The organism is Sunxiuqinia sp. sy24, assembly GCF_052677165.1.
This window is the reverse complement of sequence record NZ_JBQYLH010000003.1, coordinates 217,314-241,035: the sequence shown is the minus strand read 5'-3', so window position 1 is coordinate 241,035 and position 23,722 is coordinate 217,314. Positions and strand designations below refer to the sequence as shown.

Genomic DNA, 23,722 nt, shown 5'->3' with positions numbered 1-23,722 from the left:
AGAAAGATCATGAAGAAACAAGTTTTGATTTTATTGATTTTGCTTTGCCCTTTTTTGCTAGTGGCCCGGCAAAATGTATCCATTATTCCGCAGCCAGTGTCTTTGGAAGTGCATAGCGAAAGTTTTATTATCGATGAAAATACCTCTATTCAATTCAACTCCAAGCAAACTGAATTGAAAGAAGCAGCCGACTTTTTTGCCACTGCCGTAAGAACAATCTCAGCCTACGATTTGCCTTACCAGCTAAAGAAAGCAAAAACCATTGAGTTGAAATTAGAAGATATTGCTTCTATTGGCACCGAAGGTTATTTGCTCGATGTGACTCCGGCAAAGATCAGTCTGCGTGCAAATACTAAAACGGGTATCGTTTACGGAATGCAATCTTTGCTTCAGCTTTTACCTGCTATCCGCACCAATGCCGCGCTCGAAATCCCTTGCCTTTCAATTACCGATTACCCACGTTTCAAATGGCGTGGCATGCACCTCGATGTAAGTCGTCACTTTTTTGGCCCCGAGGTGGTGAAAGAATACATCGACCTGATGGCTTCGTACAAATTGAATACCTTCCACTGGCACTTGGTCGACGATCAGGGCTGGCGTATCGAAATCAAAAAATACCCCAAACTGACGGAAGTTGGCGCCTGGCGGGTTGATCAAAATCATCTGGTTTGGAGTGACCGCCCACAAGCTAAAGCCGGTGAAGAACCTACCTACGGTGGCTACTACACGCAGGAGCAAATCAAAGAAATTATTCAGTATGCAACTGCCCGCAATGTAACGATTGTTCCCGAAATTGAAATGCCCGGGCACGTGGCTTCGGCTATTGCATCGTACCCTGAGTTGAGCTGTACGCAGAAACCACAACTACCACTAACGGGAGGCGATTATTCTAACATGGCTTCCAACTACTGCGCCGGTAACGAAGAGGTTTTTCATTTTTTAGAAGATGTATTAACTGAAGTGATTGACCTGTTTCCTTCAACGTACATCCACATTGGTGGCGATGAAGTGAATAAAGATCCATGGAAAACATGTGAACTTTGCCAGGCTCGCATGAAAAAAGAAAATCTGAAAGATGAAAACGAGCTTCAAAGCTATTTCATTACCCGGATGGAGAAATTTATCATCAGCAAAGGTCGCAAAATGATTGGCTGGGATGAGATTCTGGAAGGTGGATTGGCACCAGAAGCCACAGTGATGAGCTGGCGAGGTGAAGCTGGTGGCATTGAAGCCGCTAAAATGAAACATGATGTGGTGATGACTCCGGGGAACCCATGCTATTTCGACCACTACCAGGCAGGTCCTGAAGGCGAGCCTGTAGCCATTGGCGGCTTCAATACCTTGAAAAAAGTGTATGCCTATGAACCGATTCCTGAAGAATTAACGGCCGAAGAAGCCCACTTTGTGTTGGGTGCACAAGCTAACGTGTGGACTGAATACATTACCACAGCCGAACACCTGGAGTACATGGTATTGCCACGTATGGTTGCTTTAGCTGAAGTGGTTTGGACATCGAAAGAAAACAAAGACTGGGATAGCTTTAATGTTCGTCTGCAAAATCAGTTCCGCGCCTACGAGCAAAAAGGCTTACACTACTGCCCCGGAAACTATACTGTGAACATCAAACCTAACTCAGAAAATGGAAAACTGAAGGTTGAACTTTCGACTGAGATTCTGAACGGTGAAATATATTATACCTTGGATGGCAGTGAGCCAACGCTTCAAAGTGAAAAATATACGACTCCAATTGAGATCAATTCAAGCGTTGTGTTAAAAGCATCAACGGTGTTGAATGGAGAGGTTAAAGGATTTAAACCTGCCGAACAAAACTTTGTAATGCACCAAGCCATCGGGCAGGCGGTTGAATATGCCAATCTGGTGAGTCCGTATTACCAGGCCGATGGCCCCAATACCCTGACTGACGGAGTACGCGGAACCGAGGCTGTTGGCAAGTTTTGGCATGGATTCAGCGATAAAAGTCTGATTGCAACCATTGATTTGGGCGAAACTAAAACCATTCAGTCGATTGCATTGGGGTGTTTACAGAAATACCGCGACTGGATTTTACTTCCGGAATCGGTCACATTTGAAGTGTCAGCCGATGGCAAGTCATTTACAGAAATTGAAACCTTGAAAAATCCGGTTGACATTAATGCGCCGGTTGCGATACACGATTTTAAAACGGAATTTGCGGCGCAAAAAGCCCGTTACATTCGGGTAACGGCAAAAAACAATGTGTGTCCTCCGGGACATAACGGTGCTGGCAAAACAGCCTGGGTCTTTGCCGACGAGATTGTCGTAAACTAAATCAAATTAAAGACAGGTTCTGCTGGCAGAATACTGAAAAACCATAATAAGAGTTGGCAATAATCAGACTTGGAAACAAGTAGGGATTATTGCCAACTTTATGAAATCAAAATTCATGAAAAAAAATGCAAGACTATTTCTGGGACTGGCACTAGTGCTATGCTTTTCCCAAGGATGCAGCAAGGACAGCGAGCCTGTCATTTTTCCGGAAGAAGAGAATCCGGAAACAGAGTTGGAGTGGGAATTGGTTTTCGAAGATAACTTTGACGGTACGGCCTACGACGCCCAAACCTGGGCTAGTTATCAGACTCAGTCATGGTCATCGGCTTGGAACAAATATGTTGTTCCCAATGATGCTTCCCTGGCCGAAGTAAAAGATGGTGCTTTACACATGAGAGCACGATGGAACGAAGAGACTGACCTTCCCGAAACCGGCGCGATTCAGTCGAAAGGCAAGTACAGTATGAGAAATGGCAAGCTCGAAGTAAGGGCTAAGTTCACACGCTCGGGTAAGGGAGCCTGGCCGGCCATCTGGCTGATGCCTGAAAATTCGATATACAATGGTTGGCCTGATTGCGGTGAAATTGACGTGATGGAGCATTTAAATAACGATGCTTTCGTTTATCAGGTCATTCACCAGTCAGAAACCCAAGGAAAAGAGTTAAAGCCAGCTCCAAGCATAACCGCAACCATTGATTTAAACGATTATAATACTTATGGGATCATTAAGTCGGAGAACTTAATTGAATTCCAGGTAAATGGAAAAACCACCCTGACTTATAAGAAAGATCAGCGAAATGGAACTCGTTGGCCTTTTGAAACCGATTTTTACATCATCCTGAATTATGCTTGTGCCGATAAAGGAACTTCCGGCGTGTATTTCTGGCCCGGAAATGTTACCGATACTAGTGGTTTCCCTTACGAAATGGCAATTGACTATGTCAAAGTTTGGGAGGTAAAAGACGATGCCGGCGAAAACTAAATCAAGCTGAAGTGATCATTTAACAGTGCCATTGGAGCTTGTCCTAAACGTTTATTAGATTTGTTGACTAAGGACGATGTTTTATAGTAATTTGTAAGAACTGAACGAACCAATGAAATTAAAATCGAGAAACAGATCTGTTGCTTTTAACATGGGGGCAGACCGTCCTTCCTTTAAGGAAACACAAAACCAGCTCCCTGGCCCGATGAAAGAATTCAATAACAAAGACTAATATAAAATCCTATGAATCGTAATTTATTACTAGCATGTGGTTTGGCCTCTTTTGCTGCCGGATGTACCTCTTCGGCTCCAAGAGACGAAAAGCCTGAAAAACCGAACATTATCTTTATCATGACCGATGATCATTCGTTTCAAACCTTGAGCGCGTATGATAATCGTTTTATTCAAACGCCTGGTCTTGACCGGATTGCTAACGAAGGGGTGACTTTCACCAACAGTTTCGTGGCCAACTCCATTTGTGCACCTAGCCGGGCGGTCATGTTGACCGGAAAACATAGTCATGCCAATGGGCAGCGTGATAACTCGGACACCTTTGACGGGAATCAGCAAACATTTCCTAAATTGTTGCAACAGGCGGGCTATCAAACGGCTTTAATTGGGAAATGGCATCTGAGAAGTCAACCCACCGGATTTGACCACTGGAACATATTACCCGGACAGGGAAGCTATTACAATCCCGATTTCATTGATGAAAACGGAACAACACGTTATGATGGTTATGTGACTGATGTGATTACCGACTTCAGCACCGAATGGCTGGATCAACGTGATAAGGACAAGCCATTTTGTATGCTGGTTCATCATAAAGCGGTGCACCGCGTTTGGATGCCGCCAACAAAATACCTGAATGAATTTAAAGATCAGAAATTCCCCTTGCCGGATAACTTCTACGATGATTACGAAGGAAGAACGGCCGCTGCCGGGCAGGAGATGAGCATCATCAAAGATATGGATTTGGTGTATGACCTGAAAATGCTGGACGAGGAAGGAGACATAAAAACGCCTTATCGTTCGTATTACGAGAAAGGTGCATATGTCCGCATGACTGATGAACAGCGTGCTGCCTGGGATGCCGTGTATGATCCGATTATTGAAGATTTCAAAGCCCAAAACCTCAGCGGGAAAGAACTTGCCGAGTGGAAATACAACCGCTACATGCAGGATTACCTGGCTTGTGTGAGATCATTGGATGACAATGTAGGTCGCCTGTTGAAATATTTGGATGACAACGGACTGGCTGAAAATACGCTGGTGGTTTATACTTCCGATCAAGGTTTTTACATGGGCGAACATGGCTGGTTCGACAAGCGTTTTATGTATGAAGAATCATTCCGCACACCGCTGCTGATGCGCTTCCCAAAAGGATATGATGCACACGGTAAAATCGATCAGCTGGTACAAAACATCGACTATGCCCCTACATTCCTCGACCTGGCTGGTGTTACTGTTCCGGAAGATATCCAGGGCGAGTCGCTGCTGCCATTGGTTGACGGAGAGCAAACAGCCGAGTGGCGCGATGGCTTGTATTACCACTACTACGAGTATCCGGCTGAGCATGCTGTAAAACGTCACTACGGAATTCGCACTGACCGCTATAAATTGATTCATTTCTACAACGACATTGATGAGTGGGAATTGTACGATCTGGAAAACGATCCAACCGAAATGAACAATCTATACGGGAAAGCAGAGTATCAGGAATTAGCTGATAAACTGAAAGTGGAGCTTCGGAAATTGCAGGAGCAGTACCAGGATCCAATTCTAACTCAGCAATAAAATAGACATTCAACTACTCATGAAACTACGATTAATATTACTAACGGCCCTGTTTGTCAACTGGCAAGCAGGTGCCTTTGCTCAAGATAAATTTATTAAGCCGACGGATTTGCAGATGCAATGGCAGAAGCTTGAAACCATTGCTTTTATTCACTTCAGTGTGAATACGTTTACCGATATGGAATGGGGGTACGGCAATGAATCGCCCGAACTATTTAACCCCAGCGAAATTGATTGTCGCCAGTGGGTGAAAATCTGTAAAGATGCTGGCATGGAAGGGGTCATCCTAACAGCCAAACACCACGATGGTTTTTGTTTGTGGCCCTCGGCTTATACCGAGCACAGCGTGAAAAATTCACCCTGGAAAAATGGACAAGGCGATGTGGTGCGTCAATTTGCTGATGCTTGCGAAGAGTATGACCTGAAAATGGGGCTTTACCTCTCGCCTTGGGATTGTAACCATCCCGACTATGGAAAGCCCGGATACAACCAATACTTCAAAAATCAGCTGACAGAACTGCTGACCAACTACGGCGACATCTTTGAAATCTGGTTTGACGGCGCCAATGGCGGACGTGGCTATTACGGAACCGATTCACTACACAACCGCAGCATCAGCAAAGATTATTACGATTGGCAAGGATTTATTGGCTTGGTTCGCGAACTGCAGCCCAACTGCATTGTGCATGGAGGTGGTTTGCCCGACATTCGTTGGGTGGGCAATGAAGAGGGGCACGCTGCCAAAACGCACTGGAGCTCCTTGCGTCCGAACGATCAGTTTAGTAAAGACAAGAGCTTTCCTGCCCAGTTGAACGAGGGGCATGAAGACGGCACCCGCTGGCTGCCTTCAGAAACCGATGTCTCGGTACGTCCGGGTTGGTATTATCATGCTGCGGAAGATCACCAGGTGAAGTCACTGCCTCGTTTGATGGATATTTACTACGAAAGTGTGGGCCGCAACAGTTTGCTGCTGCTTAACCTGAGTCCCGACAAGCGTGGATTGATCCATCCGATTGACTCGTTGCGTTTGTTGCAGTGGAAACGACAACTGGAGCTGGATTTTAAAGAAGATCTGGTAAGTTCAAAATGTCGGTTTTCTTCGGACCACAAGGAAAAACTGAAAAAGGCTTTTGACAATAACTACGATTCGTACTGGCAGGCAGCCGGAGATGAGAGCTTTTTGGAAATTGATTTCAGGAACCCACTAACATTGAATCGCCTGTTGCTTCAGGAATATATTCCTGAAGGACAGCGGGTAAAAGCGTTCCGGGTTGACTATTGGCAGAACAATGGTTGGAAAGAGCTGACGAGAGAAACAACCATTGGCTACAAACGGATTTTGCGCTTCCTGCCCATCACCACGCAAAAGGTACGAATAACCATCGAAGAAGCACTTGCTCCTGCAATGATTACCAAAGTATCGGCTTACAATGCGCCAATACTTTTGGCTGAACCGACCATTCGTCGTGGTCAGAGGGGCATGGTGAGCATTTATTCACCCGAAAAATTTGGTGAAGTGTTTTACACCACGGATGGATCAACACCTTCCCGTAAGTCAAACCAATATACCGAGCCGTTTCTGAATGACGGAAAAGTTACCGTAAAAGCCATTGTTTACAGCGGCGAAAATCACGGCGAACTTGGCGAGCAAAGGTTTGGCTTATCGAAAAAGAAGTGGACTGTTGTTGGTACCGATGCTGCTAAACTGGCTTTGTTTGATGGTAAATCCTACACCAGTTGGGTCAGCGCCAATAACGTGAAGGAAGTGGTGGTTGATTTTGGCGAAGCAATTGCTTTCTCCGGATTGACTTATCTGCCGGATCAGGCACGTTGGTCGCGTGGAATTGCTCTAAACTACCAGATCTCGATCAGCGAGGATGGCGAAAACTGGACGGAATTGGCAACCGGTGATTTTTCTAATATCCGGAATAATCCGATTACTCAAACCATTGACTTGGGTAAAAAGGTTACCAGTCAATTCTTAAAGTTTGCAACAACAGCTGCTGCCGATGGTCAATGTGTGCTGGGCATTGCCGAGCTGGATGTGATTTCCAAATAGCGATAATACAACATAAGCAATGCTGAAAAAGATTAGCATTTTCTCGGTTGGGGTGATGGCGTTAAGCTGCACCCCAACACCAGAAAAAACGACATCGGAACGACCCAATATTTTGTTGGTTATGGCTGACGATATGGGCTACTCTGATCTTGGATTTATGGGATCAGGTATTCAAACGCCCAATATCGATATGCTGGCAAATAATGGCGTTGTCTTTTCGCAAGCCTACAATACAGGGCGTTGTTGTCCTACCCGAGCTTCGTTGATGACGGGTTTGTATGCTCACCAAACGGGTATGGGCTGGATGACAGCCTCAAACCTGGGAAGTCCCGGATACACTGGCGATTTGAACCGTCAATGTGTAACCATGGCCCAGTTACTTAAACAGGCTGACTATGCCTGTTACATGACCGGGAAATGGCACCTGACCTACGACCCGTTTATGGAAGCAGATGGCCCCAAACACAACTGGCCGCTTCAGCGCGGATTTGACCGTTTTTATGGACACCTGACTGGCGGTGGTAGCTATTTTACTACCGAAACCATGACCTATGGGAATGATCGGGTGGCGCTTCCGGATGATTTTTACCTGACTCAGGCAGTGACGGATTCAACCGTTTCTTTCTTAAATCATCATTTTGAAACGCAAAAAGACAAACCATTTTTCAGCTATGTGGCTTACTATGCGCCACACCATCCGTTGCATGCGCTTCAGGAAGATATTGCCAAATACCGTGGCCAGTTTATCGATGGTTGGGATAAAAATCGCGAACAGCGCTTTGATCGCCTGAAAGCGCTTGGAATTGTCGATGAAAACTGGGAGCTTACTGAGCGCGATGCCAATGTTCGGGAGTGGAACAGTTTGACGGAAGAGGAAAAGCAGGTTTGGGATGCGCGGATGGCAGTTTACGCTGCCCAGATTGACCGGATGGACCAAGGCATTGGACAGATCGTTCAAACCTTGGAAGACAATGGCGAATTGGACAACACCTTGATCATCTTTCTGAGTGACAACGGTGGTTGTGCTGAGTACCAGGGCGGAAAACTGACACTGGATGATCTGCCTCAGCTGGGGAATGAAGAGCCGGCACAGAGTTACCGGACCAACTGGGCCAATGTTAGTAATACGCCCTTTCGCGAATATAAAAGCTTTGTGCATCAGGGAGGCATTTCAACACCTCTGGTGATGTACTGGCCCGAACAAATTAAAGCCAAAGGAACAGTTACCAAACAGGTGGCTCATGTGATTGATTTGATGCCAACCCTGGCTGAATTGGCGGGAGCCGATTATCCCGAATCGGTTGAAGGATCAGCCATTCATCCGCTTCCCGGAAAAAGTTTGGTGCCCGCTATGAACGGCGATGTATTTCTTCGCGAGCCACTTTTCTTCGAACATGAAGCAAACTGCGCGGTAATTGGTGGCAATTGGAAGCTGGTGCGCAAAAGGAATCCACAGCCTCCCTACGAGGGGGACTGGGAGTTGTATGATTTGACAGCGGATCCGACAGAGATGCATGACCTGATTGAAGAACAGCCTCAAAAGGCCAACGAAATGCAAGAGTTATGGGAGAAATGGGCGAAGGAAAATCAGGTTTATCCGTTGGATGGACGTGGCTGGGGAATTCGGGTAAAAAGCGACCTTGGAGCACCTGCAATTAATTAAAAGAATGACCGAATAGATTCGTTTAAATAAAACAAAAGATATGAGAATAATTCAATTCAACTGGACAGCCAAACTGGGAAGTTTCGTCATGATGTTGCTGCTTTTTTCATGCAGCAATGATAAGCAGTCCACCAATTCAATGAGCGATCGGGAGTCAATGCTGGAATCACAAACCAAACTGCATCCTCCGGTAATGGGCTGGGCTAGCTGGAATAATTACCGGGTCAATATTAATCAGGATATTATAGAAGCACAGGCTGATGCGATGATCAATCTGGGACTGAATGACGCTGGGTATACTTACCTTAATGTAGATGATGGTTTTTTTGGCGGACGCGATTGCGAAGGAAACTTGCTGGCTCACCCGGAGCGGTTTCCTGATGGGATGAAGGCTATTGCTGATTACATTCATGCCAAAGGACTGAAAGCCGGAATTTATTCTGATGCGGGGATCAACACCTGTGCTTCCTATTGGGACAAAGATACTATTGGCGTTGGCATGGGACTTTTTGGACATGACAGACAAGATTTAAACACATTTTTAGTTGATTGGAATTACGATTTTATAAAAGTAGACTGGTGCGGAGGAGATTGGCTGGGCTTGGATGAGGAACAACGCTATACAACGCTGGCTCGTTTAGCCAAATCCATTAAACCATCGGTTGTATTCAATGTTTGTCGATGGAAATTTCCCGGAAATTGGGTCACTCAGGTGGCTGACTCGTGGCGTATTTCAGGCGACATCGACAATAAATTTGGTTCTATCCTGGCGATCATTGACCTGAATGCCGACTTGTGGAAACATGCTTCTTATGGGCACTACAACGACATGGACATGTTGCAGGTCGGACGTGGAATGACCTATGAAGAGGATAAGGCACATTTTTCGATGTGGTGTTTAATGCACTCGCCACTGCTGCTGGGAAATGACTTGACGACCATGTCGGAAGAAACGATCGAATTGGTGACCAATGAAGAGCTGATAGCCATCAATCAAAGTCCTTTTGTTTACCAGGCCAGGCGACTGGTGGACTATGGGGAGCAGGAAGTTTGGGGACGACCATTGGTGTCGAATGTGAGTGGGCAGCTGGCTGTTGCATTGCTTAACCGTTCAAACGAAAAAGCAAACATTTCTTTTTCCTTGGAAGCTGTTGGTCTTGACGCCTCAAAAGGTTACCAGGCACGCGATTTATGGACTAAAAAGGATTATGAGCCATCGCATGATGAAACTTTAAGCTTAGAGGTTCCCGCACATGGAGTTGTGGTTCTTCAATTGAATGGTGAGCCGATTCCTTATAACGTGTATCAATACGAAGACAAAGCCCGCGACTAGTTGTTTTTTTGAGCAAAGGTCAGTTGATGAGTGATGCTTTTTATCAAAAGCAAAACTTGTCATCACGGGAAACAATTGTCTTGTTGTTTATAAAAACGAAGAAGATGAAGCAAATAAATTACATACTCCTGCTTGCTTTGTTCGGCCTTGTTTTGGGCTGCAGCTCGTCAAGCCAGAACCGTTTAACAGAGGAAACAGCTATCGTGCCGGCTCCGGTTTCGATGGAAGAACAGGAAGGTCAGTTCCAATTTTCAGCAAATACTGTTTGCCGGGTTGAAAACGACGAACAGCAAAAGGTGGCTGATCAGTTCCTGGATTTGCTGGAAACAGGTGTCGGTTTTAAACCACATATTATCCGGGATGAAGCGGAAGCTGATTTCGTATTTCAGCACGATTCAACTTTAGCCAATGAGGCGTATCGCCTGGAAGTGAACCCAAATGAAATTCGGGTTAAAGCCAGCAGCGAGTCGGGCTTCTTTTATGCTACGCAAACCCTCCGACTGCTTCTGCCTGCCGCTATAGAGGGGGGAAGTACAAAACAAGGTAGCTGGACTGTTCCGGCTGTCAGCATTACTGATGCGCCCCGGTTTGCTTATCGCGGACTCATGTTGGATGTATCACGCTATTTCATTCCAAAGGAAACGGTATTGAAAATGATTGATGGCATGGCTATGCTAAAGATCAATAAGTTGCATCTGCATTTGGTGGATGACAATGGTTGGCGGATTGAAATAAAAAAATATCCGAAACTAACTGAAGTGGGAGCGTGGCGGGTGCCCCGCAACGAGCCTTTCCCAGCGCGTCCAAATGCCAACCCGGGTGAAAAAGCGACAGTTGGCGGTTTTTATACCCAGAATGATATTCAGGAAATGATAGCCTACGCCCAAAAGCGCCAGGTGGAGATCATTCCTGAAATTGAAATGCCGGCTCATACCAATTCCTCATTGGCGGCTTATCCTGAGCTGGCTTGTTCTGTCGTCGATCAAAATATTCACGTTTTGCCTGGCGGGGGAGGGAAGAACACCCAAATTATTTATTGCGCCGGAAAAGAAGAGGTTTTTCACTTTCTGGAAGATGTAATTGATGAGGTTGCTGAGTTGTTTCCTTCTCAATACATTCACCTTGGAGGAGATGAAGCTGTTAAAACCTATTGGAAAAAGTGTCCCGATTGTCAGGCGCGAATGAAGGCTGAAAAAATTCCGAATGAAGAAGAACTGCAAAGTTACTTCATGAAACGGATGAGTCGTTACGTGCAAAGTAAAGGCAAAGAAGTAATGGGCTGGGATGAGTTGACGAATAGTGAAATTCCGGAAGATGCCATTATTTTTGGCTGGCGTGGGTATGGCTATGCCGCTTTGAAAGCTGCCCGAAAAGGACATCGTTTTGTGATGACCCCTGCCCGGAAACTTTACCTGATTCGTTATCAGGGACCGCAGTGGTTTGAACCATTAACCTATTTTGGTAACAACACCCTGAAAGATGTTTATGACTACGAACCGGTTCAGCCCGATTGGGAGGAAGGTATTGATAGCTTGCTAATGGGTGTTCAGGGCTCGCTGTGGACGGAGTTCTGCAGTACCCCCGAAGATGTTGAATATTTAGTTTTTCCACGTTTGGCTGCGCTGGCTGAAGTGGCTTGGTCGGCGAAAGGAACAAAAGACTGGGCAGGATTTTTGCCCGGCCTGGACAACTACCTGACTCACATGGATCAGAAAGGAATAACTTATGCCAGGTCCATGTACAACCTCGACCATTTGGTACAGCCGGTTGACGGAAACTTACAGGTTGCTTTAAGCTGCATTCGTCCTGATGTGGAGATTCGTTATACCACGGATGGCTCGGCACCAAAGGCTACATCTATGCTGTATGCCGACACCATTCAGGTGGAAACGGCTACGATGATTCAGGCGGCTACCTTTCGTGCCGGCAAGCAAATGGGAAAAAACCTGACCTTGGATCTGCTGAAGAATAGAGCAACTGCTTGTCCGGTAATTACTGAAAATGCGCGTGCTTATGTGTTGACTAACGGAGTTCGAGGCAGCGATCGGCACAGCGATTTTGAATGGGCTGGCTGGTATAATCAGGATGCCAGCTTTGTGGTTGACCTGAAAGAAAAACAAGCGATCTCAACCGTTCAGCTGGGTACGGTATCCAACTTTGGAATGGGAGTGCACCGCCCGGCTGTTGTGCGCTTGTCGGTTTCGGATGATCAGACAAACTTCCGGCAGGTAGCAGAAATTACCGAGTCGGAAACAAGTATTTTTGAGCGTGGAACCCAAATTAAAGACCTTGATTTTGGAGCGCTGAATGTGAGTGGTCGTTACCTGAAAGTTGAGGTTGAAAACCCGGGACGCTGTCCTGTTGGGCATACACGGGAAGGGCAAGCGACCTGGATGTATTTTGATGAGTTGATCGTGAACTAAGCGGCTTCATCAGAACCATTGAATTTGTAATTATTAACCAGAGAATAAAGAATGAAGAAACTAAGCTTTTTATTATTGGGATGTTTGCTGGGAATGGCTTTGTTCCCGCTAGCAGCGCAGGAATTGCCGGAGTGGCAAAGTCAGTATGCTGTTGGACTCAACAAATTGGCACCACACAGTTACGTGTGGCCTTATCAAAACAAAGAGTCTGCTTTGTCGGGCGAGTATGAAACATCGCCTTACTACCAAAGTTTGAACGGAACCTGGAAATTCCATTGGGTGAAAAATCCGGATAACCGGCCAAAAGATTTTTATCAACCTGATTTTTATACCGGAGGATGGGCTGACATTCAGGTGCCCGGAAACTGGGAGCGCCAGGGATATGGTACCGCTATTTATGTGAACGAGCGTTATGAATTTGATCACGAGCTGTTCAATTTTAAGAAGAATCCTCCCTTGGTACCTTACGCGGAGAACGAAGTTGGTTCATACCGTCGGACGTTTACCGTGCCCGAAAACTGGGATGGACGCCGCGTGGTGCTTTGCCTGGAAGGGGTAATTTCTTTTTACTATGTATGGGTGAATGGCGAAATGGTGGGTTACAACCAAGGTTCAAAAACGCCTTCAGAATGGGACATTACTGACTACCTGACGGAAGGTGACAATACTTTGGCTGTTGAAGTTTACCGTTGGAGTGCCGGATCGTACTTGGAGTGTCAGGACTTCTGGCGCCTGAGTGGCATTGAGCGGGATGTGTATTTGTACAGCACGCCGAAAGCACATATTGCAGACTATACCGTAACGGCTTCGTTGGAGAAGGAAAACTACCAGGATGGTATTTTTGGTCTGGATGTGCTGGTTGAAGGCGTTTCAGAAGACAAGCCGGTTCTGAAATATCAGTTGTTGGATCAGCAAAACAAAACGGTATTCTCCGGAAAAGTTGCCGGCGAGTTTTCCGAAGGAACAGGAAATTACCAGTTGAAAGATCAAGTGATTTCGAAGGTGAATGCCTGGAGTGCCGAAAATCCCTACTTATACCAATTGGTACTGGAACTGGAAACTGCGAAAGGGGACGAGCACCTGACAGGACGCCAGATTGGTTTCCGTACATCGGAAATTAAAAACGGACAGTTTTGTGTGAACGGGAAACCGATTTTGGTGAAAGGGGTGAACCGCCACGAGCACTCACAAAAAGGACGCACGGTGAGCAAGGAACTGATGTTGCAGGATGTTCTGTTGATGAAACAGCACAACATTAACACGGTACGTAACTCGCACTATCCAACGCATCCGTATTGGTACGAACTGTGTAATCAATATGGTCTTTACATGATTGATGAGGCCAATATTGAGTCGCACGGAATGGGCTACGGACCAGCTTCTTTGGCGAAGGATTCTACCTGGTTGCCTGCTCATATGGATCGTGTTCAGCGCATGTTTCATCGGTCTAAAAACCACCCGGCCATTGTTATTTGGTCGTTGGGTAATGAAGCGGGCAATGGAATCAACTTTGAGCGCACTTACGACTGGCTAAAAGCTGCTGATTTTTCGCGCTTGGTTCAATACGAACGTGCCGAGGAAAACTACAATACCGACATTTATTGCCGCATGTACCGCAGCGTGAATGACATTAAGAAATACGTTTCGCGTGATGATATCTACCGTCCGTTTATTTTATGCGAGTATGTTCACGCCATGGGAAACAGCGTTGGTGGTTTGCAGGACTACTGGGATGTGTTCGAAAGCGAGCCAATGGCACAAGGAGGTTGCATCTGGGATTGGGTTGATCAGACCTTCCGCGAAGTGGATGAAAAAGGCAAATGGTACTGGTCTTATGGTGGCGACTATGGCCCCGAGAATGTTCCCAGTTTCGGAAGTTTTTGTGCCAACGGTTTGATTAATGCAGCCCGTGAGCCACATCCGCACTTGTATGAAGTAAAGAAGGTGTATCAGAATATCAAAAGCTCGTTGGTTGATTCGGAAAACCTGTCGATTTCGGTTAAAAACTGGTTTGATTTTACGAACCTGAATGCCTACACGCTGAACTGGAAAGTTACCGGCGATGATGGACAGGTAATTAAAGCAGGAAACCAGGTGGTTGAGGCAGCTCCTCAGGAACTGGTCACTGTTACTTTAGGAAAAGTGAAGCTTCCAAAGCAGATCGGTGAGGCTTACCTGGATTTAAGCTGGACACCTAACGAGCAACCAAGCTGGAGCAACGAAGTGCCAGAGGTCGCCTATGATCAGCTTGTAATCGCTGAAAAATCATTCAAAAAGAAGAGTGCTGTTAAGAGCGAAGCAAAAGTTGCTATTCAAATTGACGAGGAAACTGGTGCTTTAAAATCATACACGGTGAATGGAGAAGAAATGCTGGCATCGCCCGTTGTTTTAAGCCTGTATCGTCCGATTACCGAGAACGACAACCGCGATTGGAAAAGTGCCCGTTTATGGAAAGCTGCCGGAATCAATCAATTGAAGCAGACAGCTCTTTCAGTAAAAACAAATTCGAAAGGCGGAACAGCCGTTGTGGAATTAACCAATGGCAAAGAGCAAAAAGTGGGTGATGTAACTTTTGTTTATTCCTTGGATAAAGCTGGAAAACTCAGCATTAAAACACAATTGACTCCGGTGGATACCCTGGTGAAAACCTTTGCTCGTGTGGGACTGACTTTTGAAATGCAGGATAGCTACAACCAAGTGAGCTACTTGGGCCGTGGTGACCATGAAACACAAGCTGACAGGAAGCAGTCGGGACGCATTGGTATTTACCAAACAACTGCTGAGCGTATGTTCCACTATTATGTGGTTCCGCAGGCTACCGGTAACCGGACAGATACGCGCTGGATGAACCTGACAAACAAAGCCGGAAAAGGTTTGGCTTTTGACTCGGAGAAACAGTTTCAGTTTAGTGTTCGTCCTTATGCCGATGAGGTAATAGAAAAGGCCAAGCATGTAAACGAATTGTACCGCACCGGAAAGGTGACCATTCATTTGGATGCCGAGCAAACGGGTGTTGGAACAGCCACCTGTGGTCCGGGAGTATTGCCGCAATATGAAGTGGAAGTGAAAGATTATTCATTTAATTTTACGGTTCAGCCCGTTCTTTAAATGTAAGATACTTAAGATAGAAACAGGAGCTGATTTTTTTTGATTAGCTCCTGTTTCAGTTTATATTAGCTGATTGAATAAAAAAAGAATATGAAATTGATAAATCATTTGATCCTTGGATTCGCTTTTTGGCTTGTATTCTGTGCTGCTGATGAACCCATCCGTCAAGTCTATTTGTTTGAGGATGACTGGCAATTTGTGCGGGAAGATGTTTCCGGAGCAGAACAGCCAGGCCTGTCAACGACAGGATGGCAAACCGTGTCGGTTCCGCATGACTGGGCGATTTATGGGCCGTTTGATCTGGAGGTGGATAAGCAAACCGTTCTGATTACCCAAAACAAGGAAAAGGTGGCTACTGAAAAGACCGGAAGAACTGGTGCGTTGCCACATATTGGCGTGGGCTGGTACCGAAAAGCATTTGCGGTGCCTGATTTGATCCCGGAAAAGAAGGCTTTGCTGGTTTTTGATGGTGCCATGAGCGAAGCGCAGGTGTATGTCAATGGTCAGAAAGTAGGGGAGCGCCCTTATGGGTACAGCTATTTCTATTTCGATATTACGAAATACTTGAATAAAGAAGGAGAGAACCTGGTGGCTGTTCGGCTGGAAAACCAGCCTTTTGCTTCGCGATGGTACCCCGGAGCTGGCTTATACCGGAAAGTTCAGTTGATTCTAAAAGATAAGTTGAGTTTTAAACACTGGGGAACTTTTATTACTACTCCGTTTATTTCCGACGAACTGGCTAAGGTCCGGATTCAGTCGCGGGTGAGTGGGAGTGGAGTCCGGGTTGAAGCACAGATTAAGGATGCCTCCGGAAAGGTGATTGCCTCCAACTCATCTTCCCAGCAGTTTGGAGATGGAATTGAATTGAACCTGGGAATTCCGTCTCCGCAATTATGGGGGCCGGAGCATCCGAATTTATACCATGCAGAGCTCAAACTTTATCAAGGGGATGAATTGAAAGATGCAGAAACGATTCGCTTTGGCGTGCGTGAAATCAGCTATACCGCTGAACATGGCTTTCTGTTGAACGGAGAGTCCACCAAGTTTAAAGGCGTGTGTCTGCATCACGATCAGGGGCCTTTGGGAGCTGCAGTGAATAAGGCCGCTTTGCGTCGCCAGTTAACGATCCTGAAAGATATGGGCTGCAATGCCATTCGTTCTTCGCACAACATGCCGTCGATGGAACAGTTGGAACTTTGCGATGAGATGGGCTTTTTGTTTTTGGCTGAAAGCTTTGATGAATGGGCCAAACCCAAAGTGAAGAATGGTTACAACCGCTTTTTTGACGAGTGGGCCGAAAAGGATGTTATTAACCTGGTTCATGCAACCCGCAATCATCCGAGTATTGTTATGTGGAGTTCCGGTAACGAAGTGCCGGACCAGCACGGCAGTGTGGGCGTGAAAAGAGCCAAATGGCTGCAGGATATTTTTCACCGGGAAGATCCGACACGTCCGGTTACTGTGGGCATGGATCAGGTGAATGCAACGATGAAAAGTGGCTTTGGTGCGGTGATGGATATTCCGGGACTGAACTACCGCGTGCACCTGTATGAAGAAGCTTATGAGCGTTTTCCGCAAGGATTAATTTTAGGATCGGAAACGGCATCAACCGTTAGCTCCCGGGGCATTTACAAATTTCCGGTAGTTCATGCCAAAAATAAAACCTACGATGACCTTCAGTGCTCTTCCTATGATCTGGAAGCCTGTAGCTGGTCGAATGTTCCGGATGATGATTTTGTATTGCAGGATGATAAACCATGGGTGATTGGCGAGTTTGTCTGGACCGGCTTTGATTACCTGGGCGAGCCAACCCCTTATGACGAAATGTGGCCTTCACGCAGTTCCTATTTTGGTATTTGTGACCTGGCAGGGCTTCCTAAAGATCGCTATTATTTATACCGTAGTCGTTGGAACACCAAAGACGAAACGCTGCATATGCTACCGCACTGGAACTGGGAAGGTCGCGAAGGCGAAGTAACCCCTGTATTTGTTTACACCAACTACGACAGTGCTGAACTGTTTGTCAACGGCGTAAGCCAGGGCATACAGCACAAGAGCCGGGAAAGCAACCAGCACCGCTACCGGCTGATGTGGATGGATGTTCATTATGAACCGGGAACCTTAAAAGTCGTTGCCTTTGATGAGTCGGGCAATCCGGTTGCTGAAAAAGAGGTGCATACCGCGGGTAAACCTCATCATCTGGAGTTAACAGCTGACCGGAGTGTGCTTGATGCTGATGGAAAAGATTTGAGCTATGTAACGGTAACTGTTGTTGATCGAAACGGGAATCCTTGCCCGAGTGCTTCTAATAGGCTGAATATTAGTGTAAGTGGAGCAGGGGGGTTTCGGGCCGTTTGCAACGGCGATGCCACTTCGCTGGAGCTATTTCATCTACCAACCATGAAAGCATTTAGCGGCAAACTGGTGGTAACGGTGCAGTCGTTGAAAGACCAAACCGGAGAAATTTCACTGAAAGTTAAAGGGAAAGGATTGAAACCTGCTAAGCTTGTGATCAAGGCAGAGTAGCAATTGAATTCTTGCTAACAGGAGAAAGTAACGAACAGACAAAACTTGCTCGTTACTTTTTCCGTAGGATGAATTTGATCTAAAAAATTAAGGTCGGGTATAAGTGATTGATAATAAGTCAGGATTGATGAGGTTAAGTTTGAGTAAGGGAGTTTGGATGCTGTTAGCGCTTTGGGGTTTGAGCACGGGAGTATTGAAGGCGCAGTCCAATCAATTCAGAATTATAGAAATTCGAGGACATAGTGGTTCTCATTTGTATGGTGGTGAAACCTTGGGTGAGTTCCTGGAGAATGGGTACGGTTCCGGCGAGTTGCGTTTGGGATGGCAGTCAGATAATGAAACGGTGTGGTCTGCTAAATATGGTCAGCCAAGTTATGGTATTGGGTTTTACAGTGGAAATATTGGCAATGCAGATATTTTTGGAAACCCGAATGCCGTGTTTGGTTGGATGACCTTTCAAACCAGTAAGCCACTTCGGCGTAATGTGTTCGAAATAAGTCCTTCATTTGGATTAACCTATAACCTAAAGCCCTACAATGAAGCGACTAATCCGCTGAATGATGCCATTGGATCGCGCTTTGCTGTGTATTTCAATTTGCACGCTGGTTTTTCTTACCAACTTACCCGCGAGCTCGATTTAACTTATGGACTTGACCTCAGCCACTTTTCAAATGGAAGAACCTTCGTTCCGAATTGGGGCCTGAACATGTTGGGCCTGAATCTTGGGCTGCGTTATCATTACAACCGGCTGCAAAAACAAGTTGATCCGGGACTTTATCCGATAACGGTGGTTGATGCACGCCGGAAAAGAGCCAGCAAGCAGCCCAATGAGCTAATTAATGCGAGTAATCTTTCTTTTTATGTCGCTATGGGAACGGTACAAAACTATGCCGAAGATGGTATTGTGGGAGTTAACCGTTATCCGGCTTATTCCTTGGTATTGGATTACGAATACCGATATAATACCATGATTTCATTTTTAGCTGGCTTGGATTATTTTAGAGACGAAAGCCTGAAACCGAAGTACCCGGATTTCAAAGATCAGAATTTATGGGGAATTCATGCTGGTGCTGCTTTTCACTTCTGGCGATTGGCTATTTTGTTGGAAGCAGGAACTTACCTTTCGGATGATAAAGGGAAAGATTTCTTGTTCTTGCGACCGGCTTTGCGTTTTGACTGGACCAAGCATGTGAAACTGCAGTTAGGCTTAAAAACCCGCCGTGGTGCCAGTGCCGATTGGATTGAAACAGGTATCGTACTCACACCTTTCAGTTGGTAATCTGGACGTATGTTTCTAAGAAATTGAGAATCAGAAGGAATGTGTTGACTACGAATTTCTAAGCAAAAAAAATCCCGAAGGCAATAAGTCTCCGGGATTTTTTTATTAATCCTAAAGTATTTCTGTTCTGCGCTGTTCTTCAAGCTCCTGCTCAAGTTTGAAAATGCGCTGAAAATGGTTTTCCAGGTGCTCGCGCATGGCATTGCGAAACTCATCAGCAGTACCTTCTTTGAGAACCTTCACCAAGCCTTTGTGAGAAACATACTGAACATTATCGGCCGGCTTATCAATTAGGCCACTGTCATATACATAGCGGAATACGGGGTATAAAATGGTTTGAAAGGTGATTAACGATTCATTTCGGGTCATTTCATAAAGTTTACCATGAAACCGGATCTCATGGTCAACATCAAACATGATATTTCGACTTTGCTCAGGTTCTTGGTTCACAATCTCCTCCAATTCTTTGATGTCATTCTCTGTCATTCGTTGGAAGATGAAATCGGCAATCCCAACCTCCATAATCAAACGCATTTCAAAGGCATTTTTAAGCGTGCTGATATCCAGAATGTGCGGAATCATTGATTTTTGAAGAATCGTGGTGATGCTCGGGCTTTTAATAATGGTTCCTTTATGTTTCTTGGATTCGATCATGCCCATGGTTTTTAGTCTGTTCAGCGATTCCCGAATCACCGTCCTGCTTACCCCCATGGTCGAAGCCAATTCCATTTCTTTAGGGATGACATCACCTGGCTGTAATTTCTTCTTGATGAAGAATTCAATCAAATTCATTTCCACTTTATCTACCAGACTTCGTGTATCTACTGTGCCTAGTAGCGTTTTATCATCGGTGCTCATTGTTAGAATTTTAGGTAATGTATAACATAAGTCAACAAATTTCCAAAAATATTTGGAATAAAAAAACTAATCTCTATATTTGTTTTGCGTTATGTACGACATAAAACAAGAGAGAGTTTAAAACGAAAAACTAAAACTAATGGGAAAGATGAAAGAAAAAATGCTGTCAATTTGCTTGTTGACGGCGTTGGTGCTGGTAAGTAGCTTTACTTTTGCCCAGCGCAGTATTTCCGGTAAGATTGCGGAGGAGGCTACAGGTGAACCCTTACCTGGAGCAACAATCCTTGTGCCGGGAACGACAATTGGTACAGTGAGTGATTTTGATGGAAATTACTTATTGGAAGTGCCTGCAGGTTCCGAAAAACTTCAGTTTTCAATGATTGGCTTCGAAAAACAGATTATTGATATTACTGGATTAGAAGTAATCAACGTAATGATGGCAACAGAAACCACAGCGTTGAATGAAGTTGTTGTAACGGGGTATTCGACTCAGTCGCGTGCCGAGATGACAACCTCAATTGCAAAACTCGATACAAAAGTATTGGAGAGTGCACCTCGTTCAAATGCGGCAACAGCCCTGCAAGGTACGATTGCTGGTTTGAAAGTAACACAAACAACCGGTCAGCCAGGATCAACACCAAGCCTGGTGGTTCGTGGTGGAACCAGCTTTTCGGGAACTGGGAGTCCCTTAGTGCTGGTTGATGGCGTACCGGGATCTTTTTATGCCTTGAACTCGGACGATATTGAATCGATGGAGGTCTTGAAAGATGCAGCATCAACAGCCATTTATGGTGCACGTGCAGCTAACGGGGTCGTCTTAGTTACCACCAAAAAAGGAAAGGCCGGGAAATCAAGTATTAACTTTCGGGCGAAATTCACCAGCAATGAGCGTCGTGAAGATCCGATGGATTATTTGGGAGCTGCCGACTATGTGAAGTTTAACCGTCTGGCGGTGAAGGCAGCACAAGACGTAATGGGCTATAAGTGGTTGGATGTATTCTTAACTGGCGCACATGCTGCCGCTACGGGAAACAACACAACCAACTCGATTTATACCACCATGGTATTGTCGGAAGCCAATCGTTATTTGCTGGATTACGAAGGATGGCAAACCATTGAAGATCCTGTAAATCCGGGAACGAGCTTGATTTTCCAGGAAAACAAAATGAATGAACTGTTTTACCAAAACAGCCATGCACAGGATTACAGCTTATCGTTTGACGGAGGTAATGATAAAGGAACCTATTACCTTGGACTTGGTTTCATGGATGACAAAGGATTGGTATTTGGATCTGCTTTTAAGCGCTACTCAGGTACTTTCAATGCATCGTATAAATTGAGTGATGCGCTGAAAGTTAGCTCGAACTTTATTTATGCGCACTCGAATCAGAATTTACCGTTCGACAGCGAGTATAACCTCTTTCAACGGACGGCTGGTTTAGCACCTACTTCGCGTATTTATAACAACAATCCGGATGGAAGCTTGTCGGATGACTACCAGCCTGGAACGTATTTAGGTTTTGGTAACCCACTTTATTACCAGGACAAATTTGTTCGTTACAACTTAGAGCAGCGTTTGACGGGTTCTGTTCAGTTGGATTACAAATTCCTGAACGATTTCACCTTGACTGCACGTGGTAGCCACTTTGCGATTAACAATTCCAACGAGTCGTTCAACAAAGCTTTTCTAAATTCAGGAAGCTTGAACACCGAGCGTGTATCCTCAGCTTCTCACCAAAGAACCTTGAGAAATCAATTAACTGCTTTGTTGAATTATAAGAAAACCATTCAGGATAATCACAATGTGACAGCCTTGGTAGGTACGGAGTATTTCGAAGAAAGCTATTTTTCTTTCAATGCGGCAACGCGTCTTTCGCCTACCGATTTGATTTATACAATGAATGTGGGCGCTGAGGCCAATGGTATTCCTTCGTCCCAACATACTGGTTACAGAATTGCCTCTTTGTTTGGTCAGGTAAACTACGATTTTGATTACAAATATTTGTTTGGGTTTACCTTTCGTTATGATGGAACCTCACGCTTGGGAAATAACAAATATGGCTTCTTTCCAGGGGTTTCTGCCGGATGGAATATCCATAATGAAGATTTCTTTAGTCGGTCAGACGTAAAACGTTTTGTTACTAAAGTCAAGCCTCGCTTGAGTTATGGTGTCAACGGGAACATCGATATCTTAAGTAATTTTGGTGTGTTTGGAACTTATGGTTTATCTCCCGTTTACGACACACAAGCTGGTTATCGGAATAACCAACTGCCTTTGCTCGATCTAAAATGGGAACGCTCAACAACCTTTAATATCGGATTGGACCTGGGCTTGTTTGACAACCGTGTAACCGTAATTGGAGATTACTTCATTCGTGACGTGGAAGACAAACTGGCCAACCTGACCCTGCCTTTGTGGACTGGTTTCTCGGGTATTACTACCAACAATGGAACACTTCGAAACAAGGGGCTCGAATTGCAGGTGAATGCAGATGTTGTTAAAACCAATGACTTTAACTGGAATCTGGGATTGACCTACTATCGCGTACGTAACTTTGCTCAGCAGTTACCTGAAAATGGGGTGGATAAAAACCGTCAGGGAGGAACCGAAATTTATGATCCGGCTACTGGTGGAACACAATATGTTGGTGGATTACAGGAAGGCGAACGTGTGGGCTATGATGTGATTACAGCTTATGTGTTTGATGGTGTTTATCAGACACAGGCCGACATTGATGAGCATGCAGGACGTATCGTTGAATTTGCAACTGATAAAGATACCCGTTTCCTCGGCGATACCCGTTGGAAAGATTTGAATGGAGACAATGTAATCAACAACTTGGACAGGCAAGTAATTGGAAGAAGAACGCCTAAATTCTCAGGAGGTCTTACTTCTGACTTTAGCTATAAAAACTTCAGTTTGTTTGTGAAAACCGACTTTGCTGTTGGACACTACATCATCAACGGACGTCGGGTAAAAGGGATTGCTCAAACGCAGGGTAACCAAAACGGACCGCTGGAAATTCGTGATTCCTGGACAACGGAAAATCCAACGTCCAACATTCCAATCTTTACCTTGGTTGACCGTCAGAGAAACCATTTGGCTGCCGGTGGCGACCAGGGATCGATGACCAGCAGTAGCTCCAGAATGTGGGAAAAAGGTGATTATCTGGCTTTGCGTGAAGTTACCTTGAGCTACAACTTCAATGAGGAGTTACTCAGAAACGTATTTCAAAACCTTCGTCTTTATGTAACCGGGTCTAACCTGGCATACTTTAATGGATTCTCAGGAAGTTCTCCGGAAGAATCAGGAGATGGAATTGACTATGGCCGGTTCCCTTTACCACGGACAATAACTTTTGGATTAAACGCAACCTTTTAACCCGA

General features: G+C 45.4%; 12 protein-coding genes. 11 read left to right on the top strand and 1 reads right to left on the bottom strand.

The window, feature by feature from the left end:
- Positions 1-9 precede the first annotated feature (9 nt).
- The 10 genes from ACUNWA_RS04600 (at position 10) to ACUNWA_RS04555 (ending at position 19,477) form a co-directional block, all read left to right on the top strand.
- Positions 10-2,307 carry a glycoside hydrolase family 20 protein gene (locus ACUNWA_RS04600; RefSeq protein ID WP_445590709.1) on the top strand — a complete coding sequence of 766 codons (2,298 nt, stop codon included), beginning with the start codon at positions 10-12 and terminating at the stop codon, positions 2,305-2,307.
- 115 nt (positions 2,308-2,422) lie between these two features.
- The gene (locus tag ACUNWA_RS04595; protein WP_445590708.1) at positions 2,423-3,289 is read left to right on the top strand and encodes a glycoside hydrolase family 16 protein; all 867 of its coding nucleotides are present in this window, start codon (positions 2,423-2,425) and stop codon (positions 3,287-3,289) included.
- Positions 3,290-3,532: 243 nt separating this feature from the next.
- Entirely contained in the window at positions 3,533-5,086 is a 1,554-nt protein-coding gene (locus ACUNWA_RS04590; protein ID WP_445590707.1) for a sulfatase family protein, read from the top strand.
- A gap of 19 nt (positions 5,087-5,105) precedes the next feature.
- The gene (locus ACUNWA_RS04585; RefSeq protein WP_445590706.1) at positions 5,106-7,145 is read left to right on the top strand and encodes an alpha-L-fucosidase; all 2,040 of its coding nucleotides are present in this window, start codon (positions 5,106-5,108) and stop codon (positions 7,143-7,145) included.
- A 19-nt stretch (positions 7,146-7,164) separates the two neighbouring features.
- Entirely contained in the window at positions 7,165-8,808 is a 1,644-nt protein-coding gene (locus ACUNWA_RS04580; RefSeq protein WP_445590705.1) for a sulfatase-like hydrolase/transferase, read from the top strand.
- A 40-nt stretch (positions 8,809-8,848) separates the two neighbouring features.
- On the top strand, positions 8,849-10,141 hold the full coding sequence (locus ACUNWA_RS04575) for a glycoside hydrolase family 27 protein (protein ID WP_445590704.1): 1,293 nt from the start codon (positions 8,849-8,851) through the stop codon (positions 10,139-10,141).
- A 104-nt stretch (positions 10,142-10,245) separates the two neighbouring features.
- Positions 10,246-12,564, top strand: coding sequence for a beta-N-acetylhexosaminidase (locus ACUNWA_RS04570; RefSeq protein ID WP_445590703.1), 2,319 nt, complete (start codon positions 10,246-10,248; stop codon positions 12,562-12,564).
- Positions 12,565-12,615: 51 nt separating this feature from the next.
- Entirely contained in the window at positions 12,616-15,672 is a 3,057-nt protein-coding gene (locus ACUNWA_RS04565) for a glycoside hydrolase family 2 TIM barrel-domain containing protein (protein ID WP_445590702.1), read from the top strand.
- A 90-nt stretch (positions 15,673-15,762) separates the two neighbouring features.
- Positions 15,763-18,198, top strand: coding sequence for a DUF4982 domain-containing protein (locus ACUNWA_RS04560; protein WP_445590701.1), 2,436 nt, complete (start codon positions 15,763-15,765; stop codon positions 18,196-18,198).
- Positions 18,199-18,325: 127 nt separating this feature from the next.
- Complete coding sequence (locus tag ACUNWA_RS04555; protein WP_445590700.1) at positions 18,326-19,477, top strand: acyloxyacyl hydrolase; 1,152 nt, start codon at positions 18,326-18,328, stop codon at positions 19,475-19,477.
- 111 nt (positions 19,478-19,588) lie between these two features.
- On the opposite strand, the gene ACUNWA_RS04550 is transcribed toward ACUNWA_RS04555, so the two are convergent.
- A complete protein-coding gene (locus ACUNWA_RS04550; protein ID WP_445590699.1) occupies positions 19,589-20,335 on the bottom strand; it encodes a FadR/GntR family transcriptional regulator in 747 nt (248 codons plus the stop codon).
- A 148-nt stretch (positions 20,336-20,483) separates the two neighbouring features.
- On the opposite strand from ACUNWA_RS04550, the gene ACUNWA_RS04545 reads away from it, so the two are divergent.
- Positions 20,484-23,717, top strand: a complete 3,234-nt coding sequence (locus tag ACUNWA_RS04545) for a SusC/RagA family TonB-linked outer membrane protein (protein ID WP_445590698.1) — start codon at positions 20,484-20,486, stop codon at positions 23,715-23,717.
- The last annotated feature ends 5 nt before the right edge of the window (positions 23,718-23,722 follow it).

Excerpts from the sequence above, each read along its gene's own strand:
- ACUNWA_RS04600 (WP_445590709.1), top strand. The coding sequence starts at position 10 with ATGAAGAAACAAGTTTTGATTTTATTGATTTTGCTTTGCCCTTTTTTG.
- ACUNWA_RS04595 (WP_445590708.1), top strand. The coding sequence starts at position 2,423 with ATGAAAAAAAATGCAAGACTATTTCTGGGACTGGCACTAGTGCTATGC.
- ACUNWA_RS04590 (WP_445590707.1), top strand. The coding sequence starts at position 3,533 with ATGAATCGTAATTTATTACTAGCATGTGGTTTGGCCTCTTTTGCTGCC.
- ACUNWA_RS04585 (WP_445590706.1), top strand. The coding sequence starts at position 5,106 with ATGAAACTACGATTAATATTACTAACGGCCCTGTTTGTCAACTGGCAA.
- ACUNWA_RS04580 (WP_445590705.1), top strand. The coding sequence starts at position 7,165 with ATGCTGAAAAAGATTAGCATTTTCTCGGTTGGGGTGATGGCGTTAAGC.
- ACUNWA_RS04575 (WP_445590704.1), top strand. The coding sequence starts at position 8,849 with ATGAGAATAATTCAATTCAACTGGACAGCCAAACTGGGAAGTTTCGTC.
- ACUNWA_RS04570 (WP_445590703.1), top strand. The coding sequence starts at position 10,246 with ATGAAGCAAATAAATTACATACTCCTGCTTGCTTTGTTCGGCCTTGTT.
- ACUNWA_RS04565 (WP_445590702.1), top strand. The coding sequence starts at position 12,616 with ATGAAGAAACTAAGCTTTTTATTATTGGGATGTTTGCTGGGAATGGCT.
- ACUNWA_RS04560 (WP_445590701.1), top strand. The coding sequence starts at position 15,763 with ATGAAATTGATAAATCATTTGATCCTTGGATTCGCTTTTTGGCTTGTA.
- ACUNWA_RS04555 (WP_445590700.1), top strand. The coding sequence starts at position 18,326 with ATGAGGTTAAGTTTGAGTAAGGGAGTTTGGATGCTGTTAGCGCTTTGG.
- ACUNWA_RS04550 (WP_445590699.1), bottom strand. The coding sequence starts at position 20,335 with ATGAGCACCGATGATAAAACGCTACTAGGCACAGTAGATACACGAAGT.
- ACUNWA_RS04545 (WP_445590698.1), top strand. The coding sequence starts at position 20,484 with ATGAAAGAAAAAATGCTGTCAATTTGCTTGTTGACGGCGTTGGTGCTG.